The organism is Caballeronia sp. NCF2 (assembly GCF_023631205.1).
Classification (GTDB): domain Bacteria; phylum Pseudomonadota; class Gammaproteobacteria; order Burkholderiales; family Burkholderiaceae; genus Caballeronia; species Caballeronia zhejiangensis.
Genome location: NZ_JALQDN010000081.1, coordinates 70204 through 90175, shown reverse-complemented (window position 1 = coordinate 90175; position 19972 = coordinate 70204). Strand labels below are relative to the sequence as shown.

The window sequence follows — 19972 nt, the reverse complement described above, 5'->3', positions numbered from 1 at the left end:
ACAGCTCGGCGCAACGTTTACAACTAGTTCCCGCACCAAAATAAAATGCCGTTCAGTCGCTTAACTGAACGGCATTACGGCCAACGTGCCGGGTTTTTTTTTGTCCATAGCTTCCAGTGCTCACCATGTACTAGCCTTAACTTTCAGGGCAACTTTGAACACATAAAGCGCGACCTTTATCGCCGGAACCATCACGCCGCTAGCCCAGAAAGAACCGACGAGCGAGAGCCCAAAGATCCAGTTGCATAACGGTGTATCCGGCAAGCGAGCAGCGACGCACGCGACGAAGAAAAGAGTTCCCGCAGTCAGCGCCCGACGAGCGACCAAGGGCAAGGTCAAGAATTTACCGAACATCATCGACCTCGTCGGGTGAGCGGAACACAGCGCGATGGCAGAAATATGCTGCCTCGCAAGCAGCCAGCGCGGCAGCCACGAAAATCCACATGCGCACGCCGCGTGTCCAGTCAAGCTGCGCCAAGTTTTCGATAAAGCTCATTATTTCTCCGTTGCGTTGCAGATTTAACTATATACGTCCCTATCTTGCCATCGACTAGGCGAAGTCAAGCTTTCGGCGAGTGCACATGCGACTGCGCATCTGGCAGCGCAAGCGCCGCTGAAAAGCGGCACGTGCCTTCTCGACCTATCTCCGCCTCACCCTACGTTCAAGTTTTCGGCTAGGAACGCGTAGTCGAAGTCAGGCTGGTCATCGCGCACTGGCGCGATTTGCTTAGGAGCGACGGGACTCTCGCTGCGCGCAGAACCGATTGCAGCTTCCGTTGTTGCTGATGTGTTGGCTGATGTCGGCGTGGGAGTCACCCCCGCATGAAGAACCGGGACGCTGCCCCGCAGAGCATCATCTGCTAAGCGCTTGAGCAGCGCCGCCCGTTTCCTCGGATTGGAGACCGCAACTAGAGCATCAAACAACGTTGGCGTCGCGATTTCGCTGATTGTTACTTTGATCTCCAAAGCGCCTGTCATGCGGGCACCCCTTCCTTGCGCTTCTTGTCGCGCAGCAGCGTTGCCTCACCAGCGGCGAGGAACCCCCTTACATTCGTGAAGCATGGCTCTGCCATATGGTCGATCCTCAAATGGGGAAACCGCGCTTGTATCTCAGACCTATACAGAGCCGCACCGCCACCAGTTAGAACGATGGAGCGAATGTCCACTGTGTTCTTCACGCCTGCTTGAATAGCTTTAACCGCGGCGTCGATAACCGTCTGCGCCGCCGGCAGAAAATCCTGCAAGTCATAGTCGTTCCCGTTGAGCAGGAGAGTGGATCCCGTGCGAAGCGCCTTGTCGATCCGCTCAATCCCCTGCGTGTCGATATGCAGCTTTTCCTTGATGACTGCGGCGATGGCTTCGTAATAGTGAGAAGCGCCGCTGTGGTGGCCGCCGCTGCGCTCTTCGTCGATCGTCAGCCCGGTTGCTACCACCCAGTCCGTAGTGAAGTAGCCGACATCAATAATGAGGTGCGGGTCTTCCTTGTCGAACTCGTGGTACCGCGAGAAGTTGACCAATGCGCCGAGAGGCTGCGGAAGCACGATGACGCTGCCCACATCGAACTCCACGTCGCCGTATGCATTATTACCAGCAAATACACTGCGCAAATGAGCAACGTGGGTGTGGAAATTCCTCATCGGCAGGCCAAGAACCAGGCGGTCGACCGATGCGATGTTCGCGAAGTGGAACGCACCGGCCAGCAGCGCGGCATAGCTGGCAGTCGTGCAATAGTCGTCGTTAAGTGTCGCCCCCGCGTCGCCGTTTCGCGAGCTCAACAGCACGCCGGGACCGACCTGATAGCGCTTTCCCTCGACGTCCACCGCGACAGTCTTGGGCGTCGTGATCAAACCCGCGCTCTCTTTGGCGATCGTGTGCGCCTTGTACGGCGGGGTCAGCGACGGAAACATAAAGGTCGACACGTCGGAGCCGTTGCGGAAGGCGATCTTAGTGTTGCCATATCCGACGTCAACAGCAAGGACGGGTGCATGTACTTTCATGGTGTTCATTCTCTCTCCAGAGCAATTCGGTAGGTTCAACCCATCTGCTAGTTATCTGACAGAAAAGTGGCAGACGGGCGTGCGCGCTGGTCCCTTTTGTCGAAACGTCCGGATAACTGTCAGTTAGCTCTCCATGAACGGTGAGATGGCGAATCCGCCGTGTGAAGCGCCTCAATCTGTCAGTTATCAAGACAAAATCGGTAGGAAAAGTCCCCGTTACGCCTGTCCAACTCTACAGATCGCAGCGCAATGTCAAGGAAGCAAAAGCTCGCAACATTTAGGCAGCTTTTAATTCTTCGCATCGCCACCGCGCCGGTATTCTTTTAATTACCAACCGCGCGCATGCGCATCGACCCTCCTGAAAAGGACCATCGAGGGGACCGCTTTGCCTAGCGAAAACCCCTCTGTCACCGCCGCAAATTGAAGCGGCCTTTTTCTTAATCTAATCAAGTTCAAAGCGACCCAAAGTGAGGACGCTGGACACGCGATATCCATTGGGTTTGCGGGCGGTTTTGCCCGAGTGTCCGAGATGAGACGGATTGGGAGGGCGCGGACACTTGTCCGTGGCTGCTCTTTTTCCAGCTCAGGGCGGATGGACGCATCCTTACAGCACACGACGCTGGGTACGTTGCATGAGGTCCGACACACCGCGACCGAGTGAACGCGCTTTGGGATGGGGGACCAGCGGAAAGCTGCTCCCTGTACGGAAGACGAACGGGCGGCGCACCCGGAAAAAAGCAGCGCAAAAAGATTACCGAGCACTTGGCCGAGGTCGTGCGTCGCAGAGACGGGGCACACCGGCGCGCAACAGCGCGTCTAGGGCCGGCGCGGTAGCCGTGGCAGCGGCATAGCCGAATCGCACAGTTAGCTGTACGCGGTTCGACTGCTGGGAGCAGCAGGAGATACACAACGACGAGAGATTCCGCGAAGCGGGCGCGCGTTGCGAAGTACTCCGGCAGCAAATCAGCGGCAGTCAACACGCGAAGCGTGACGACTGGCAGCACGCAGCAGTACGGAGGTCGATGCACGTTTCTTCCACGTGCGGGGCTATCGAATGGAATCGCTAAAGGACAGGAAGGCAGGACCCGGCGGGGCTACGCAGCGGCTGTGCGGCCAGACCCGGGGATAGGCTCCTGAGGTATGCGGCGCTGTGGCAGGAAAGGACACCGCTCAATAGATGAGCACGGGTTGCTGACTCGTCAGCATATAAGGAGAACGCGCTTGCTAGAGCCGCAAAAAATTGACGTTTCCGGAGCAGAACTCGCCTCGAATTTCATGGCCATCGCGTCGTATGAGCTGGACCGGTAACGCACCAATGCGAGCGCTGATGTGCGCTGAGATGATCAGCACGTCAGGCGCTGATGCATTGACGCGATTGCTATGTGCGTGGACGCCTAGGGAAGAACAGGTATCGAACTTCGCCACCGTAGCACTGAGGCGCTGCAAAGACGAAGGCGATGGGAATGGAGCACAGCCACAGCACTTCTCAACTGCCCCGAAGCGAAGCCAACGACGTCGGATTTTCACGCCGGTAGATCACGCCTTCGAGGCTGAAGTTGCGTGGTCTCTGTGGCGGCTGTCGATTACCTACGGTTTCGACGATACGCGATCCAGGCGAAGAGCACTCCGGCATGCGGCGATAGCTGGATGGATTTCTGGCACGTGCGCGGGTGGCGGAGTCCCGAATGGGTTTCCGCGGTCATGCCAGTTGGAAATGGCATTTGAGAGGGGCCGAGCAATGTACTCGGTGGCCGAGACGCGGCAATCAACAAACGAGGAAGGAGCATCCGAATGACAGTAACCGTCTATGTGAAAGGCATCGTTGCGGGCTATCCCGAGCTTCCCCCCGCGTTCCGGGATGCACTTGAAAAGATTTTCACTCCGAACGTCAATCGTGTTCACAGCCGTACCCGTGTTAGCAATAAGCCGATATCGGTCGGGACACAGGAACCCCGACTGCAAAAGCTTTGCCGTTCGTTTGTTGAGCTGCGCCAGATCGGCTACGCGATACAAACACCGTATGCGCTCAAGGAAAAGCACATCGAAAAGCTGGTGGCCCTATGGCACAAGGACGGCCAGAGTCCCGGGACCATCGAGAACAAGCTGACGTACTTCCGCGCGTTCTCGAACTGGATCAACAAGCGGAACCTGGTCAAAAAGATGTCGGAGTACATTGATCCAGCCGAGCACGACTTTCGGCGCGCATCTGTGGCGACCGAGGACAAGTCATGGGAAGGCAAGGGGATCGACGCGGTAGCTATCATCGAAGAGATCGCGAAGACGGAACCCGTGGTCGCAGTGCAAATGAAGCTGCAGGCGGCCTTCGGTCTACGGGTCGAAGAGAGTCTCCTGTTGCGGCCGAAAGGCGCAGTCCGTAAAGACGGAAAGCTCAGCGTGGTCCACGGCACAAAAGGTGGTCGTGCTCGTGTGGTGCCGATAGAGTTCAAGTTGGATGTCCTACTTGAAGCTGCTCAACATACAAACCGGTCTACTGGCTCGACTATCCCGGACGGCTATACCAAGACTCAGTGGAAGGACCACTTCTATACGGTTCTCAAACGCCATGGTGTAACGAAGTCTGGCTTGGGCGTTACGTGCCACGGCCTAAGGCATCAGTTCTTGCAGCAAATGTTTGAAAAGTACACCGGCGTTCCTGCGCCGATCAAAGGCAGCGAACAGAGGGCCGACCCGGCGCTACACCGCGAAGCGATGCAAGCCGTGGTTGAGGCGGCCGGCCATAGCAAAGAGCAAAAGGCCGGTGCTTATCTGTCCAGCTATTCTGTCCAGAGACGACTGAAGACGCCTAAGCCGACAATTGAACAGGTCCAGGAGGCACTGGCTGCAAGCGATGGCAATAAAAAGGCAGCCGCGAACGCGCTCGGCATCTCAAGAACGGGCCTATACCGCATTTTACAATGCGAAAAGCGTGCCGAATAAGGGGGATGTGCATATTCGGCACGTTTTGTAACAGTGGTTTTGTTCTTTAATTTCAACGACTTGGTTTTTCGCGCTACAAAAACGGGACGCTCTCCGGGGAGCGTCTCTATGCGCTTTTCAGCCCAAGAGCCAGCCCAACTGCGGACTTGTCATCGCGTGATACGTCAGGATGACGCCGAGGGCGAGCACGGTTAAAAGCTGCGGCGCGAGTTTGTTGCGGAGCCGGTAGGCGACGACGATGTACTGAATGGGCGACATTTACGGTCCTTCTTTGTCGTGTCTAGTTGCTAGGTCCACTCAGTATGACTGTCGCTAAACGAAGTCAAGTCACCAGCGGTTGCGGTCGGGGAGGTCATCGACCGCCTCGTTGACGCTGTTCTCAAAGTTGCCTTCGTCACCGCCTGTCGCGGGAATCCGGGGAAACTGGACCGAAGCGATTCCGTCAATATATATGCGCTTCGCTAGCTGCTGGAGCTTTCGATATCGCGCCGCATCGCGGAGGACTGTGTCGACTGGCCAGAACTCGCTCATTGTGACTTTGCTGTCGACGATTTTCTTGGCGAGCATTTGAAAGATGGGCCCGCGATTCTGCCAGTCGTCTTCGTTCCTCGAGAGAAGGTCAATTAGGTAAGCAGCGTCGACCGCGCTAATTTCTTTCCTGACAAGCTGAAGCAGATCTCCCTCGGTGGCTTTTGGCCGCCGCATCCGTGCATTCCAAATCTCGCCGGCCTTATCCAGTGCCGCGTAGCGGTCGTTGCCGATCGGTATCCAAGGCGTCTGCATCCCGCATTCTTCGCAGAAAATGCAGCAGACCTTCTCGTAAGGGACGTCGTACGGTGAGCGCGGTTCCATGTCTTGCATGGGCGGCGCCAGGCTGTTGCCAAGGCCAGCGAAGTCACGCTTCGGAGCCGACGGACGGCCGACTAATCGCTGGGAGAATCCGAAAGACCACTTTCCGCCGCAATGGTCGCAGGGAAAAAGTTCGTCAGTCATGGCGCTGTCCTGTCGCCGGCTCGCCGGCGGTTCTAGTTTTGTAAGCCGCCGTGAATTATAGCGACCGGCGTGAGGGCGCCTGACCGCGCTCGCCGAAAGTCGCCTTTCCAGCCGGCCAACTAGATCTTTCCAGTGCCATCAGTTGCTTCTCGAGTTCATCGGCAGACAGTCGATGCAACTCGCGTTCGTCGTCGCTTAGCGGGATGCCGTTTGGCATGCGCTTACTTTCGACGATGTCGCGTAGTGCGTTGATCGCGGTTCTCAACGCCAAATCTGGACGGACCTTCATCGCGAGTACCTCCTTGAGAGGATGACGGCGCAAGGCGTCAGTCGGAAAACGTCATGCCGCTACGCGGTTCGCCGCAATCCCATTGTAGTCTTCGTGACTGACCAGGCGTAACGGTGCGAGTGAGGGGGCGTCAAAGAGCAGGCGATAGGATCGGCCGACCGGCACGGAAACCAGCTTGCCAGCCGAGGACTTGATGTACTTTCCGTCGAGCGAGAATGGATGCACGCCGCTACTGACCTTCGCGAGCAGGTCTCTTGCCTCTCGTTGTACGGCCGACAGGTGCCGCACCATGGATAGGTCGATCGGATCGTCGGTCGTCGAGAGGCGCTTCGCAGTGCGCTTCTCCTCGAGCGCGAGACGGCGCTGTGCCTTCTGGTTCTCAGCAGCTGCGCACGCGTGGCAGTATTTTCCCTTGCCGCTGTGACCGCATTCGAAGTTTCGTTTCATGGTGCATTCCTAAGTCGTTGGTGACCCTATTGCACCATTGTTCGACGGTTGGTCAAGTGTCGGTAGACGACTTATTCAGGCTTCTTTCGCCCGGCGAGATCGCATCGAGCTCCTGCGATAGCTCCAGGATCCGTGCGTCGGCGAGCTGGATGCGAGATTTGAGCCGGTCGATGTGCCCCATCGCTAATGCGTACTGCTCGGACAGCATCGACAGCGCCCAAAAAGGACTGAGCGTGGCATCACAATCGGCGCACATGACGATACCGCCGCGTTCGACAAGTCGGAGGTTGCGATGTACGCACTTCGCCTCAGCACCGGCGAGCGCGTTAGTGGCGACGGCTCGCCTTTCGAACGGAATGACCTTGCGCATCGACGCAGTTATAAATTACGCCCGGGCGTATCGATGCGCGAGATATCGACGGCTGTGCTGGCGTTGGGCGGAAACAGCACGCTGGAGATGGCAGCGTCGCGACGATAGTGAAGTTCAACGGCATCGAGAAATTCTCGAAAGGACGCGGTATCACCGGGCGCGACCCCCAGGTCCCGGTTCGCGAAACGGAGGTCGGTTGGTGCGAACGCGTGCCGCTCCAACGATGCAACGTGAGCAACATTGGGCAACCACCACCGGTTCCAACGGATGGTAAAAGCGAGCCATCCCTTGCCTGACCGCTCCAGTTCGTCCCAAGTCGCGTGAAAGTCGAGTATTGCACCGAGGGAGCTGAAGAACACCGCGCGCAGGGACGTTTGGTCCGTCGCAGCAACAACGATCTGCTTGCGTCGTTCGTCGACCGCGTCAATGGTGCTTGCCATCGCCAGCGCGGGGTAGTTCACTTGCCAGTCGGCGTTACGCGCGACTGCACGATTCAGAAAGAACGAGTTCGAGGCCATATCATTTGCGCAGCACTAAGAATGCGCTCAAGGTACCCTATAAGGAGCGACCGTCAAGTCAACGGTTTAGGAAGCCGTACTGACGCGAGGTCGGCCGGCGGTATCCACTCAACGCACGGCGTTGCGGCGCGCGCGTACAGCAACTGTTTCTCTTTCTTGCGGGCAAGGTATTGCTCATTGCCTTGCATCCCATAAATTTCGATCGCCGTCGGCTGTCGGGTATCGGTCAGTTGAAAGTCGGGCAGCATGACGTCGCCGGCCTCGAGCCTCAAAGGCTTGATGAAACGTCGGCGCTCGGCAACGAGCCGGTTGGCCATCTCTACCTCATAGCTCGAATCGCAGGGAACGAAACTGCTGCTGCACAGTTGCAGCGCAAGGTCGATGATCCGAAGATTTCCGTCCCTTGTCCGCTCGATCAAGGCGAGAATCACGACGCGCGCGCTAGCGTTACCCGTCATCGCCCAGGCGGACGTGAACGACGCGGCGGCCGATTCGATAACGGGTGTGGATGCGAAGAATGTGCGCTTCGTTTGACGCAGCGCGACGACGAAGCCGTACTTCGAGGCCACCACGCCGCGGAGCTCGCCGAGCACCAATCGGCGTTGAGAAGCTTGAGGTGTGGTCGTGATCTCGTCTAGAAACGCATTGAACTCGGCGACAATGGATTGAGCTTGGTTCTCGTCGTGTCGACGCATGACATGCAAGACCTCGTGGATGGGCTTACCGTTAAGCTTGCCATCGCCAAGAGCGGCCACAAGCTGTGCGTTGCACTGACTCCAACCGCGCGTAGAACCTCCTTGCCAGACGTGCAAGTTGGCCTCGAGCCAAACGCGTTGCAGAAACCCGAGGAGCGGTGCGGCGCGGCGAGTTGTGGTGGTGAGCGAGGAGCCGCCTTCAGCGCGTATCGACCGTTCGAGCGTTCGAACAGATAGCGAGGCGTCGAGCTTGACGTTCAGCCCTGCGGGCGATTGCTGGATCGCACTGAGGGCGTCGGGCGTTCTTCCATCTTTGATGGGCGCCGCGGCATAGAACGGACATGAGATCTCGTCGTGGTTGGGCCCGTCGTCAGGCCATCTTGCGAGATGAAAAAGCGCGCCGTAGCGTCGCACAACGAGGCGCAAGAGTCTGCCCGCGACGCGCTCCTGGCAGCGGCATACAGCGTAGCCCGGTGACTTCTTTGCGCGTTCGAGCTGGCGTGCGTACCTCGCCGGGTTGTCTTGAACGTCTTCGAGTGCGACGGTGAGTCCGTCAAATGACACTTGCACGATGTCCTGAGGCCTCGCTCAGTGTGAGGTCCACCTGATGGGCAGGAACCTTGTGGATGTGTGCCCGGGTCCCGAGGAGATTGGCCACTTTGCGTACGCTCAGGCAAAACTGCTCGGCGTGCTCGCCGCTGGGAAAGCGAAGGCCGATGGTCTTTACAGCGCCGGGCGCTGCTTCATCACGCGAGAAAACGGAGCCCGTTCCGACCAACGCGTCGATCCAGCTGTCTGGGAAGCCGGGAGACGGTACCGAGTCAGCACGCGCGCCGGCGGGGTCCTTCGTGAATTCCTCGAAGCTAACAACGATCAGATTCATCTTGTATCGGTAAAGCGAGGTTGGATGGCACGGCGCTAGGCGGCAACGGTGTCGGCTTCGCGCGTCACTCGGCCGCGAGCCACGTGCGCGTCGTAGAGCGCAACGGCTCCCATGATGGCGACAATCGCACTGAGGCCACATGCCGCCAGCAAAGCGGCCAAGCGCTTTTCGTTGGCAGCGAGTTCCGCAGCGCGCAGTTTCTCTGCTGAGTCCAGGCCACGTCGCTGAGCTGCTAGTGCTGCAGCAAGCGCCGTCTCGTCCCTGAAGCCGTATTTCGACAGCAGCGACGGACGGCCAGCGGCCGGGACGTGTTCCATCGCGTCGGACAAGCCCTGGAGTCGTGCGGCGATGCTGGTATCAACAACGACCTGAACGGCTGAACGTTCGATCGTGAATTGGCGCGCGACAACGCTGACCGCTCCGGTCATGCCGATGGCTGAGGCACTGAGGAGCGCGATGGTCGCAATGTGACTTACTTTCATGGACGTGCTCGAAGGGATTGCACGCACGCGCGTGCACCTCGGAATTCTGATCTCAGCAGGCCAGCGGCGGACCGGCGAAAGGGACCGAAATCGTTGCGCCTTTTGAGGAGGATGCGCGCGCTCACGCGTTTTCCGCCGACCGCGGATGTATCGCAAACATCGGACGGCGGCTGAGGTTATCCCCAAGGTTAGCCACAGAAACTGTGGATAACGTTTTCAGGCCTTAGCACGAAAGACACCATGAAAAGATCGCCTTTCGTGTCAGCGGCGGAACCTCGTGCATGTACTGTTGCACTATCACCCGCGCTTCTAGCGCATCGACGATGCGGCGCTTAGCAAGCTCACCGCGCAATCAATTTCCTTTTTCAACCCGCAGGGGCATGTCCCCTTCGCGGGCGTGCGCCTGCTCATTTCATGGAGCAATCGCATGTACACACAACTGATCGAGCAGTTCAAGACGGCCCAAACGGCAGCAGCAGTGGCGTATCGCACCGTCGTTCAGGCGGAGCGCGATGTCTTCGCAGGCTGGCTGACCGAGTATTCGGCGATGGAAGTCCGCAGCGAATACAAGGTCGAACGCGAGCTCAACACGTTCTGTCGTAGGGTGCTGTCCCGGCTTGTGATGGAGGCAAGCCGCAAGTTCGCGCCCGCCGGCGGCAGAATCGAGATTGACCAGAGTCGCGAACTCGACCGATGCGGGCTCGATATCGAAGAGGATCTGAGGAAAAACAAGATCCCTGACTTGGACGGCTTCTGGCAACACCTCGAGCGGACCTTTGGCGGTGAAGCTGGCGAGCGCGTTGCGTTCGAGCAGGCAGCCAAGGCCATCATCGACGGCTTCTGGCTGAAGCCCGATACCGAGATCAAGCGCACGAGCAGCGCGGTGATCCTTGAAAAGCGCGTCACCTCCCAGTCGTGCTTCCATTCGAAGGGGCAACGCGAGGTCTATTACTCCTCTCAGCAGGCGGTCGCCACAACCTTTGACGGCTTGGCGACCTTCGCGAAGAAGCATCAGTTCGGCGCGCTGGCGATGCAACTGCGCAACTTCAGCGTCCACCGACTGACTTTTTCCACTCGCGAGAAGCTGTCGTTCGCGGGGCTGGAGATCGTGCTGTTCAACGACAAGTGGCAGTTCAAGTTCGCTCACGACGTGGGTGACGCGTTGTCCCTCTTCATTAGTGAGTTTGGCGCCAAGTACCTCGCCTCGCGCGACCGCTACTAAAGCGTTCACCGTTCCATCCTTTCGACCCGCTTCGGCGGGTCTTTTTATTTCTAGAGGCATTTCATGCAGAGAGATCTCTTTTCGTTCGAGCGGGATTGGTATGAGCCGTTGCGTGCGATCAGAAGTTTGGGATCGCAGGCGCCGTCCGTCGCCCATCAGGGCGAGCTGGCCGCGGCACGGCGTCAGCACCTCGGGCAGTTTTTCACGCCCGACGCCATTGCGGCGTTTATGTGGAGCTTCGTGAGCGGCTGGAAGGTCAATCGGCTTATCCGCATCCTGGATAACTCGGTCGGCTCCGGCCGGCTGCTTCAGTACGCAGACCCGGAACGCCATGCCGTGTACGGCGTCGACGTCCACGCTGACGTCATCCAGCAGTGCCAGAAGGTGTTTGAGGACGCGGGGTTTCATTGCGAGTTCCGGCAAGCCGGTATGGAAGACATCCATCCGGCGCGCTTCGATATCGCACTGATCAATCCGCCGTTCTCAATCCATCTCGAGTCGCCGCATCTGCAGACGCTGGAATGCACGACGTGGGGCCGGTACGGCGCGCACACCAGCGCGTTGAGCCACGACTACGCCGTGCATCAGGCGCTGGAGGCGGCGAACATCGTCGTCGCGCTCCTGCCGATCACGACCGCCGAGTCGATGATCGCGGGCGAGCAGGGCGATCGCTTGAAGCGCCGCGCGGCTGGCCTGTTCGAACTTCCAGGCGACGCGTTTAAGCTCGAAGGCGCGAACGTGCGCACGGCCGTGGTGGTGTTTGACCGTTATCGCGATCGTCCCTCTGACTTCGTGCGGGCGGTCGTCGACGATCTGGCGAAGCCTGGCCCGGATATCGGGCTGCACTTCGAGGATCGTTCCTGGGGAAGCCCGGTTGCGACTGCAGAAGCTCGATGACAGCGTGCCGTTCATCACGCGTGCCGTCACGGGCGACAAGTCGGTCATGGTGTCGCACGATGGCCGGCGCATTCGCTTGTCCTTTGCGTGTGGCTTCAACGAAGCGATGGTGCTCAACACGGTTCTCGTGAAGCGCATCTACTCGCGCGACGGCCACCGGCTGCCGCGTGGCTTCCGTTACTCCGGGCAAGGCTTGCTAGATATGGAGACGTATCTGGTGCAAGACGATCCCGTCGAGGCCTTCGGTCAGTTGCTCGATCGAATCCGCAGCGTCGGTGGCAACCCGCAACTCGCGCCCGGCTTCATGGAGCACTTCCGCAGACGCATGCAACGTAGCGTGCGCCAAGCAATACCGCTGAGGCACGTCGCGTGGACGACCGGCGCCGGATCGCGAGATCAGGTGTCGGGCATCGCGAAGGAGACCCACAAGGTCGACGCGACGCGCTGGGCCAGTCCGCTCATCAAAGCGGGCGACGAGGTCCAGTTTGATCGCGAAGCCGACGGGCGCTACCGATACGCGCTGCATGGCGTCTGGTACCACCTGTCTGTTGACGAGCTCAATGCGCGGTTCGCGGTCGAGAACGTCAGCGAGGGGTGGGAAGTGGTGCACGAAGGTCTGTGCGCGCGCTTTCCCGAGCAAGCCGCAGCGCTCCGGTCGCGCGTAAAGGTGCTCGGCGTCGATCAGTGGCTCGACTGGGAGTTTCAAGTTGATGATCTGATCGAAACCCTGCTGAAGCCGACCGGGTGTGTCGTCGCGTGGGAGCAGGGATGCGGCAAGTCCCGGCTCGCGTTGGCGCTGATCCTCGTCTCCGGTGTGAAGCACGGCCTCATCGTTGTTGAGTCCCGCCTCATCGAGGAGATGTTGAAGGAGATCGGCCAGTTGCCGATCGCGGCCGATCAGGTGAAGGTAATCGAATCGGCGGCGGACCTTGGTGACCTCCGGCGAATCAACCTCATCTCGTATGAGCGCCTGCGTATGCCGGTGGACAAAGCCGCATCTGCGCGCGTGACATATGCGCATCGACTGCGGCGTCGCATCGGCCTGCTGGTGGCCGACGAAGGCGAGCGCCTCGCCAACCCTACGAGCGATCAGAGCCGCGCGCTTTGGCAGCTTTCGGCGCGGCGACGGTTCGTTTTGACGGGAAGTCCCATCCCGAACTACCCGAGAGATGCGTTTGGTCTAATCGCGTTTTCCGGTGGTGACGGAACGGCGGCTCAACCTTATGGCTATCGCGTGGGCTATCTCGAGCAGAACTGGATCAACTCGGTGGAATACGCGATGCGCGGCGTCGATCGATTCAGGGATGACTTCGTGGTGCTGGAGTGGGTGACGTGGCAGTTCGCGGAGAGCCTGCAGGACGGGGCGAAGCGCGAGGTGCCCAAGATCGGCAACCTGCACCTGTACCGGGCGGTGCTCGCGCCACATATCAGGCGTCGGCTGGTCGCCGAGCCTGAGGTGTCGCGCTACATCCAGATCGAGCCGCCGCAGTTTGAGGTGGAAACGGTCGACTGGGATCGCGGGCATCTGGCCGCGTACCTGCGCGCTGCTGACGAGTTCGCCGATTGGTATCGCTCATCGCGCGATGACAAAAAAGCGTGCAACTTGGTGACGATCCTCGCTCGTATCCGCGCGGTTCACTTCGCCGCCAACTATCCGCAGTTCGGGATGGAGGGCGTGGAGTACATCGGTGGGCTGACGAGCAAGCAGCGCGCGATCGTGGCCCGGATGAGAGCGATTGCGGCCGAAGGCAAGCAAGCAATCGTGTTCGCCGAAAACCCGGGCGTGCTTGATCTTCTGGCGCGCGAGCTGGATGCGCATTGTGTGCAGACTGTCCCGTTTCATGGCGAGATCCCGATCAAGCGTCGCGTGGCCGATAAAGACAAGCGCTTCTTGGGCGGACTGGCAACTGGTCTGATGGCAACCAAGGCATCGGGCCGCGCGGGCTATAACTTGCCGAATGCCGACTACATCCTCTTCTACGACCGCTCGTGGACGTGGCGCATCGAGTATCAGGCGATGCGGCGTGCGCTGCGATGGAACCGGAAGGGCGTGTTGAAGGTGGTCTATTTCCACCTGCCCGGAAGCATCGACGAGTACCAGGACCAAATGGTCGCGCACAAACGTGATGCGACGCAGGCGGGGCTGGACTGGGCGACGCCAGAACTGGACGACGAGACGTTCTTGCATATGGACTCCCTGCTAGATCGTTTTGTCGATGACCTCGCGTTGCTGTCGGCCGAAACGTCCGGTGACATGCGCAAACTTTTAAAGGAGGCAGCGTAAATGCCGAAAGACTCAAACGTGTATGTGGTGGTCGGGGAGGGCGTCGTCACGGTTAAACGTGAAGGCTCCAATCGCGCGGTGCTGGCGAAAGTCCTCGGCAAGGTACAAGTCGATGGGGTCGAGGTGCTCTGCCTTGATCGCCTCGTCCATGAAAGCCATGAGCAGCAATTCGGCGAGTGGACGTTGGCGGGCGCGGTCACGACTCTGCTGTCTCGATCGATGCCGCCCCCGACTGGCGCGGCGGCATAAGACACGGTGGCATCCTCGGATGCCACTCGTCACATCCTTTAATCAAACCCGGCTCTCGAGCCGGGTTTTTTTGTTCTTCGTGGGACTTCGGGAAAGGGCTGTATGCGACCCATAGCTGACGGTCGCAGTTTCGTCGTCTCGACGTCCGCTATCAGAAGAAAAGCCGCCCGCCGCACCGACGTCAACGGGGGGTCTCGGGGGCATAAGACGGCTGCAATCCCACACTTTTGTTCCGTCTACGTTAGGAACGCAATCCACTTTCACCGCGCGCTCCACGATGTCTAGCAGCGCGTGTGCTCGCGTTGACAGCTGGGTTCGACTACAGGACCGTTGGGAAAAGTCTACGACTTCACAATCCCCGCGTAGTCAGGTCAGCCGCGACCAGTCCTGTGGCAGCGGCTTGAATCGCGGTCTTGAAGCGAACCGGCAGCGGCCGCCGCCTGCTCCACTAGCGCTGCTTTCCGCTGTGTGATCTCGTCCATCTTACAAGTAAACGGCTGGCCGGCGAGCGAGCCGCACAGGGATGGAATCGAATTGAAGGAAGGTCGGCATTCATCGGTCAGACTTTCGAGAGATCGAACGCGGCAATGGGCGCTTGGCCATCAAGAACGCGTAGAAGGTTGTCGGTCGCGAGTTCGGCCATCGCACGCCGCGTTTCGTGCGTCGCCGAGCCGATATGCGGAAGCGGCGTGACTAACGGATGGGTTCGCAGAGGCGACTCCTGCGACAGCGGCTCGACGGCGAACACGTCGAGTCCGGCAGCGCGAAGTTGGCCGCTGTCGAGCGCGGCGAGCAGCGCCTCCTCGCGCACGATCGCACCGCGCGAGCCATTCACGAAGATCGCGCCGGGCTTCATTGCGGCGAACGCTTGCGCGTCCATCAGTCCGCGCGTCTCCTCCGAGAGCGGCAGCGTCAGCGCGACGATGTCCGCGCGTGCGAGCACGTCGCTGAACGATGCGCGCATCGCGTGTCCGTCGAGCATTGCGGGAACCGGCACATCGAATGGATCGTGGAACAGCACCGGCATGCCGAAGCCGAGCGCCGCGCGCCGGGCCACCGCCTGCCCGATGCGCCCAAAGCCGAGCACGCCGAGCGTCTTGCCGTGCACGTCCCAGCCGAACAGGTCCTCGCCGATGTTGCGCGTCCAGCGGCCTTCGCGGACATGGTTCGACAACTCGACGAGCCGGCGCGACGTCGCGATGATCAGCGCAAACACGGTGTCGGCGGTCGTCTCGGTCAGCACGCCGGGCGTGTGACAGAGCTTGATGTCGCGCTGACGGAGCTGCGCGAGATCGTAATTGTCGACGCCGACCGAGATGCTCGAAATCACCTTCAGTCGCGGGGCGCGCGCCAGCTCGTCCGCGCCGATCCTGAAACTCGAACCGATCAGACCATCGGCGCTGCCGAGCGCTTCGCGAAAACGCGGTAGTTCATCGGCCCGTCGCGGGTCGGCGACGGTCACGTCGTGCTTCATGGCGATGCGATCGAGCAGATCGTCCGGCAGCTTTCTGAAGACGACGACGTTCCGGCGTGCGGCGCTGAGCGTACGCATGGTTTTTCTCCTGTAATTCGTTGGATGGAAGATGACGAAGCAGCGTGCGCCGCTTGGGACAGGCGCGAAGAATCAGCGGCGAACAGGATCTCCTAGGCTCTTGCTCTCGCGCGCCGCTTCGGGCGCGGTCTTGCGCGCGGCCCAGCGCTGCGCGAGCACCGCGCAGCCCATCAACTGAATCTGGTGGAAAAGCATGAGGGGAAGCACGACCGCGCCAACCGCGTGCGACGCGAAAATCACTTTTGCCATCGGAATACCGGACGCAAGACTTTTCTTCGAGCCGCAGAAGATGATGGTGATTTGGTCGGCACGCGAAAAGCCGAGGCGCTTGGCCGCGAACGCCGTAATGAACAGCGCCGCCGCGAGCAACACAACATTGACGGCGAGCAGCCCCGCCAGCGTTGCAAGGGACATCGAGTGCCAGATGCCTTCATTCACCGCCTCGCTGAACGCGACATAGACGACGAGCAGGATTGAACCCTGATCGACAAACTTGAGCATCGCGCGATGCTTGTCGATCCACTTGCCGATGGCCGGTCGCAACAATTGCCCGGCGATGAACGGCACGAGCAGTTGCAGCGTGATGTTGCCAACGGTGTGCCACGGCGAGCCGGCCGTTGCGCCGTGGTTGCTCACAACGATTCCGACGAGCGCCGGCGTGATAAAAATACCGAGTAGGCTCGACGCGGACGCGCTGCACACGGCGGCCGGCACGTTGCCTTTTGCCATGGAGGTGAACGCAATCGACGATTGCACCGTCGACGGCAGGGTGCATAGGAACATGATGCCGGTGTAGAACGCCGGCGTGACGAGCGGCGTCAGCACGGGCTTGAGCGCGAGCCCGAGCAGCGGAAAGAGCGCGAACGTGCTGAGCAGCACGACAAGATGCAGTCGCCAGTGCGTCGCACCAGCGATGATCGCCTCACGGGAAAGCTTCGCGCCGTGCAGAAAAAACAGCAGCCCGATGGCGATGTTCGTGATCCAGTTGAATGCGACTGCCGCGCCGCCGCGGCAGGGGCAGAAAGCTCGCGAGGACGACAGTGCCGACGAGCGCCAGCGTGAAGCTGTCGGGAAGAAGTTTGGGTCGTGCCATCAAAGAGTCTCATACATGGACACGCCGGGCGCAGCGCGCGGCGTTTTGTGCGTCAAGTCGGGCAGATCATGACTTTCGCACCAAATTGGTAAATTCATTTACTGGATCGATTAATGACCCATGCCGTTCCATCTACCTAGGAAGGGCAAGCGACTTTTCACCCGGCGCTCCACGGTGTCTTGCAGCGCGTGTACTCGAGTTGATAGAGCGTAGAACTCGGCGTAGCCGTCCCCATGGCGGGAAGTTCCACCAGTCCGGCACTAAAAATATCCACTGCTGAACGGACGCGGTCAGCGCGGCATCCTTCAATCAACACGATCCATGTCGGCACTTGGGTGCCTTCAGAGCGTGCGCGCTTCTCCGCTGTCTCCACCTTACTGACGGCTTCATCGGCTAGGCAAAGGTGGACTCCTGTGATGCCGGCCATGTCAACCAGCGGCGGGAGGAGGCGTTGACGCAGACCTCTCACAACATCAGTACGCACCGTCGAGGGCACGTCAAAGCGCACTGTCGAAAGATAGGCGCCCTGTCCGACACCGTCTGTATATGCGACATGACAGATGGAACGTGCGACGCTCCTAAAGGAGGGCACCACCTGCTTGGTCCACAGTGTCGGCGTATTGAGCCGGGAAAGGTAGTCTTGCGCGCCAAGCACCTCCACCGTGTCGGCCTCGTAAAGATTGAAGTACTCGGGACCTGCATCCAATGCGATGAAGCGCCGGCCGCGCCTGAACCCGGGGATCCCGGCGCGTTCGGGCATGTGTTCCCGGTTGTGCCACTCGTAAAATTCATCCTTCGCTTCCGGCAGCAGGTCATGCCAAATCGCGACAACGCCCGTTCCAGCAAGGCTCATATCTCCTCCGTTTAACAGAACGATTTCTCTTAGAATGCCGATGGATACTCGCCGCGGCCCCATGCCGCGCCGAGAGTGTCCACGTACGGAACAACCTTTTGTGTTTGGGCGCCGAGTCCGCTGCCACCGAGCGTCATCGTGTCGCCCGCTTTTAGAAAGACTGGCGGTTTCTGACCGAGCCCTACGCCAGGAGGCGTGCCCGTAATGATCACGTCGCCAGCCATCAAAGGCATGAATCGGCTGAGATACGCCACGATATGCGCGACGTTGAAGATCATGGTCCGTGTATTGCCGGTCTGACGACGCGTGCCATTGACGTCAAGCCACAGGTCGAGCGACTGCGGGTCGGGAACTTCATCGCGCGTAACCAGCCACGGTCCAAGAGGAGCGAACGAAAATCCACTTTTACCCTTGGTCCACTGGCCTTCGCGTTCAAGCTGATAGGCGCGTTCGGAAACATCATTCGCGAGGCAATAACCCGCCACATGGTCCAGCGCGTCGGCTTCGTCGATTTGCCACGCCGGTTTGCCGATCACCACGCCGAGTTCCACCTCCCAATCCAGCTTTTGCGAATCTGCGGGCAAGACGACCGGATCATTGGGGCCGCTTATGGAACCGGTATGCTTGTTGAACACGACTGGCTCCTGCGGGATCGGCGTATCGGTCTCCGCAGCGTGGTCGGAGTAGTTCAGACCAATACACACGAGATTACGGACATTGCCAACGCAGGCGCCGAGACGCGCCCCGGTTTCAACGACGGGAAGACGGTCTAAATCGAGTTCGCTGAGCTTTGCGAGGGCGCTTGGTGTTACCGTCGTTCCATCAATGCCGTTCACTATGCCGGTCAGATCGCGGATCGCGCCGCTGGAATCGATGATACCGGGGTGCTCTTGACCAATCTGGCCGAAACGAACGAGACGCATCTAGTACTCCTATCAAGACAAAAAAGTGATCGGCAATGTGCCGAGGTTGCCGAAGCCGATTTGCAACTCGCGACCGACTGGCAACTCCAGAACGCCCGCGTAAGACCCGGTGATCACGGCCTGGCCGGCACGCAGCCCGAGACCGCGGACGCGAAGAAAATTGGCGAGCCACACAATCGGCGCGAGCGCGCCCCGGTCAGGGTGGCATCCCTTAAACGTGACGGGTTCTCCCCCGACGCGAGTCAGACTAAGTTCGATCTCCAAAGGGAGATCAGCCGGCGCGGCCCCATCGGGTAACCTAACGCGGGGTCCAATGACAAGACCGGCATTGAATAGGCCGTCTGCCAGTAGTTCAGGGAACGTAAGCGATTCGGGATGAGAATACCGACTGCCCAGCAGTTCGAGCGCGAGATGCGTGTGCCCAAGCGCGTCGAGCACTTCGGCTTCGCTAAATGGTTCGCGCCTTGGCAGCAGGTCGCGGTTTAGTAGGCAGGCCAGTTCCGGCTCCGCCCTCACAGCGAAACGCAAAGGCCCGTTCATGCGACATACATCGCCTCGATGGATATCAGCGTCGTAGATCGGCGCGGCGATGAGTTTGCCCGGCTGCGGAAGCGCACACTTCCATGCGCCAATGCGCCGCCCTAGTTGATGGCTAACCTCTCGCTGGATTGCGAAACCGTCGTCCAAATTCGCAGGCAGTAATTCGACTGGCAGTCGCTCGACGAGCGTGCCTTTTTGGCGCGCTGTCACAAGCATACCCGCTGCCTGCTCGCGCCGACGGGCGATAGTCTCGGTGGCCTGTGTTGCGGCTGTCATCTGCAAGCCCCCTCGATGACCTTAGCCCCAAACCTCTGACACCGGCATACCGCGCCTAGATTTGAAGCCGCCGCGCCGCATGCAACGGTTAGACGAACTAGTTGCCGGCACTGCGCCGCCACCGCATCGAGGACCGACCGCACCGGCCTCGGCAAACCGAGCGCATGCGCGTACTGCTGACGAAGCACGGAAAGCTTCAAAGTCAGGCGGTATTGCGACGTGAGTTTCCCCTGTTCAGCCCCGCCCTGCTCGCACAGTTGGACGAGCACGCGATGGGTAAACCCGTCCTCCCGATCGGCGCCGATGCCGGACGTTCGCAACCGGCGCGCTTCACCTGCCTGCGATTCGATGACTCGGAGCGGCCGGTCAACTGCTGCTTTGACATCTTTCATAGCGTTGGTAACATGGTTCTTGTTGGAACATCGTTACAACAATAGAGAGTTGATGTAGAAAAGTCAATCTAAGACGGAGA

22 protein-coding genes and 1 pseudogene are annotated in these 19972 nt (G+C 59.7%); 6 read left to right on the top strand and 17 right to left on the bottom strand.

Features of this window, described 5'->3' with window-relative positions; genetic code table 11:
- Positions 1-343: 343 nt before the first annotated feature.
- From NCS02_RS31730 to NCS02_RS31720, 3 genes are all read right to left on the bottom strand, one after another.
- On the bottom strand, positions 344-496 hold the full coding sequence (locus NCS02_RS31730; protein WP_159462577.1) for a hypothetical protein: 153 nt from the start codon (positions 494-496) through the stop codon (positions 344-346).
- Between the two features lie 155 nt (positions 497-651).
- Entirely contained in the window at positions 652-978 is a 327-nt protein-coding gene (locus tag NCS02_RS31725; protein ID WP_143756413.1) for a hypothetical protein, read from the bottom strand.
- Complete coding sequence (locus NCS02_RS31720; RefSeq protein WP_250508172.1) at positions 975-2006, bottom strand: PRTRC system protein D; 1032 nt, start codon at positions 2004-2006, stop codon at positions 975-977. Before NCS02_RS31720 ends, NCS02_RS31725 begins: the two co-directional genes overlap by 4 nt.
- A 1782-nt stretch (positions 2007-3788) precedes the next feature.
- On the opposite strand from NCS02_RS31720, the gene NCS02_RS31715 reads away from it, so the two are divergent.
- Entirely contained in the window at positions 3789-4934 is a 1146-nt protein-coding gene (locus tag NCS02_RS31715; protein WP_250508171.1) for an integrase domain-containing protein, read from the top strand.
- A 117-nt stretch (positions 4935-5051) separates the two neighbouring features.
- Here the strand turns inward: NCS02_RS31715 and NCS02_RS31710 are convergent, their stop codons facing one another.
- The 9 genes from NCS02_RS31710 to NCS02_RS31670 all read right to left on the bottom strand — a co-directional run bounded on the left by NCS02_RS31710 (position 5052) and on the right by NCS02_RS31670 (position 9611).
- Positions 5052-5192: a hypothetical protein gene (locus NCS02_RS31710; protein WP_159462576.1), complete on the bottom strand. Its 141-nt coding sequence runs from the start codon at positions 5190-5192 to the stop codon at positions 5052-5054.
- A 69-nt stretch (positions 5193-5261) separates the two neighbouring features.
- Entirely contained in the window at positions 5262-5927 is a 666-nt protein-coding gene (locus tag NCS02_RS31705) for a Lar family restriction alleviation protein (protein WP_035968627.1), read from the bottom strand.
- Positions 5928-5982: 55 nt separating this feature from the next.
- A complete protein-coding gene (locus NCS02_RS31700; protein ID WP_250508170.1) occupies positions 5983-6216 on the bottom strand; it encodes a hypothetical protein in 234 nt (77 codons plus the stop codon).
- Between the two features lie 51 nt (positions 6217-6267).
- Positions 6268-6663, bottom strand: a complete 396-nt coding sequence (locus NCS02_RS31695; protein WP_061120706.1) for a DUF7682 family zinc-binding protein — start codon at positions 6661-6663, stop codon at positions 6268-6270.
- A 52-nt stretch (positions 6664-6715) separates the two neighbouring features.
- Positions 6716-7033, bottom strand: a complete 318-nt coding sequence (locus NCS02_RS31690; RefSeq protein WP_077161686.1) for a hypothetical protein — start codon at positions 7031-7033, stop codon at positions 6716-6718.
- A gap of 8 nt (positions 7034-7041) precedes the next feature.
- Positions 7042-7551 (bottom strand): hypothetical protein, encoded by a 510-nt coding sequence (locus NCS02_RS31685; RefSeq protein WP_232355747.1) that lies wholly within the window; start codon positions 7549-7551, stop codon positions 7042-7044.
- A 53-nt stretch (positions 7552-7604) separates the two neighbouring features.
- Positions 7605-8810, bottom strand: a complete 1206-nt coding sequence (locus NCS02_RS31680; protein ID WP_250508169.1) for a DUF1173 family protein — start codon at positions 8808-8810, stop codon at positions 7605-7607.
- Positions 8800-9129, bottom strand: a complete 330-nt coding sequence (locus NCS02_RS31675) for a hypothetical protein (protein WP_250508168.1) — start codon at positions 9127-9129, stop codon at positions 8800-8802. The genes NCS02_RS31680 and NCS02_RS31675 overlap by 11 nt, the downstream gene beginning before the upstream one ends.
- A 35-nt stretch (positions 9130-9164) precedes the next feature.
- On the bottom strand, positions 9165-9611 hold the full coding sequence (locus NCS02_RS31670; protein WP_250508167.1) for a hypothetical protein: 447 nt from the start codon (positions 9609-9611) through the stop codon (positions 9165-9167).
- A 427-nt stretch (positions 9612-10038) separates the two neighbouring features.
- Between NCS02_RS31670 and NCS02_RS31665 the strand changes: the two genes are divergently transcribed.
- The 4 genes from NCS02_RS31665 to NCS02_RS31650 all read left to right on the top strand — a co-directional run bounded on the left by NCS02_RS31665 (position 10039) and on the right by NCS02_RS31650 (position 14263).
- Complete coding sequence (locus NCS02_RS31665; RefSeq protein ID WP_250508166.1) at positions 10039-10833, top strand: hypothetical protein; 795 nt, start codon at positions 10039-10041, stop codon at positions 10831-10833.
- A 63-nt stretch (positions 10834-10896) separates the two neighbouring features.
- Positions 10897-11730, top strand: coding sequence for a methyltransferase domain-containing protein (locus tag NCS02_RS31660; protein ID WP_250508165.1), 834 nt, complete (start codon positions 10897-10899; stop codon positions 11728-11730).
- Positions 11708-14014 (top strand): SNF2-related protein, encoded by a 2307-nt coding sequence (locus NCS02_RS31655; RefSeq protein WP_250508164.1) that lies wholly within the window; start codon positions 11708-11710, stop codon positions 14012-14014. The genes NCS02_RS31660 and NCS02_RS31655 overlap by 23 nt, the downstream gene beginning before the upstream one ends.
- Entirely contained in the window at positions 14015-14263 is a 249-nt protein-coding gene (locus tag NCS02_RS31650; protein WP_077161692.1) for a hypothetical protein, read from the top strand.
- 559 nt (positions 14264-14822) lie between these two features.
- Here NCS02_RS31650 and NCS02_RS31645 read toward each other — a convergent pair.
- From NCS02_RS31645 to NCS02_RS31625, 5 genes and pseudogenes are all read right to left on the bottom strand, one after another.
- On the bottom strand, positions 14823-15815 hold the full coding sequence (locus NCS02_RS31645; protein WP_250508163.1) for a 2-hydroxyacid dehydrogenase: 993 nt from the start codon (positions 15813-15815) through the stop codon (positions 14823-14825).
- A 72-nt stretch (positions 15816-15887) separates the two neighbouring features.
- Positions 15888-16908: pseudogene (locus NCS02_RS31640) on the bottom strand (bile acid:sodium symporter family protein).
- 157 nt (positions 16909-17065) lie between these two features.
- Positions 17066-17761: a hypothetical protein gene (locus NCS02_RS31635; protein ID WP_250519709.1), complete on the bottom strand. Its 696-nt coding sequence runs from the start codon at positions 17759-17761 to the stop codon at positions 17066-17068.
- Positions 17762-17790: 29 nt separating this feature from the next.
- The gene (locus NCS02_RS31630; protein ID WP_250519710.1) at positions 17791-18684 is read right to left on the bottom strand and encodes a fumarylacetoacetate hydrolase family protein; all 894 of its coding nucleotides are present in this window, start codon (positions 18682-18684) and stop codon (positions 17791-17793) included.
- Positions 18685-18696: 12 nt separating this feature from the next.
- Positions 18697-19500, bottom strand: a complete 804-nt coding sequence (locus tag NCS02_RS31625) for a 2-keto-4-pentenoate hydratase (protein WP_250508361.1) — start codon at positions 19498-19500, stop codon at positions 18697-18699.
- Positions 19501-19664: 164 nt separating this feature from the next.
- Here NCS02_RS31625 and NCS02_RS31620 point away from each other — a divergent pair, with 164 nt between their 5' ends.
- Entirely contained in the window at positions 19665-19937 is a 273-nt protein-coding gene (locus NCS02_RS31620; protein WP_250508359.1) for a hypothetical protein, read from the top strand.
- The last annotated feature ends 35 nt before the right edge of the window (positions 19938-19972 follow it).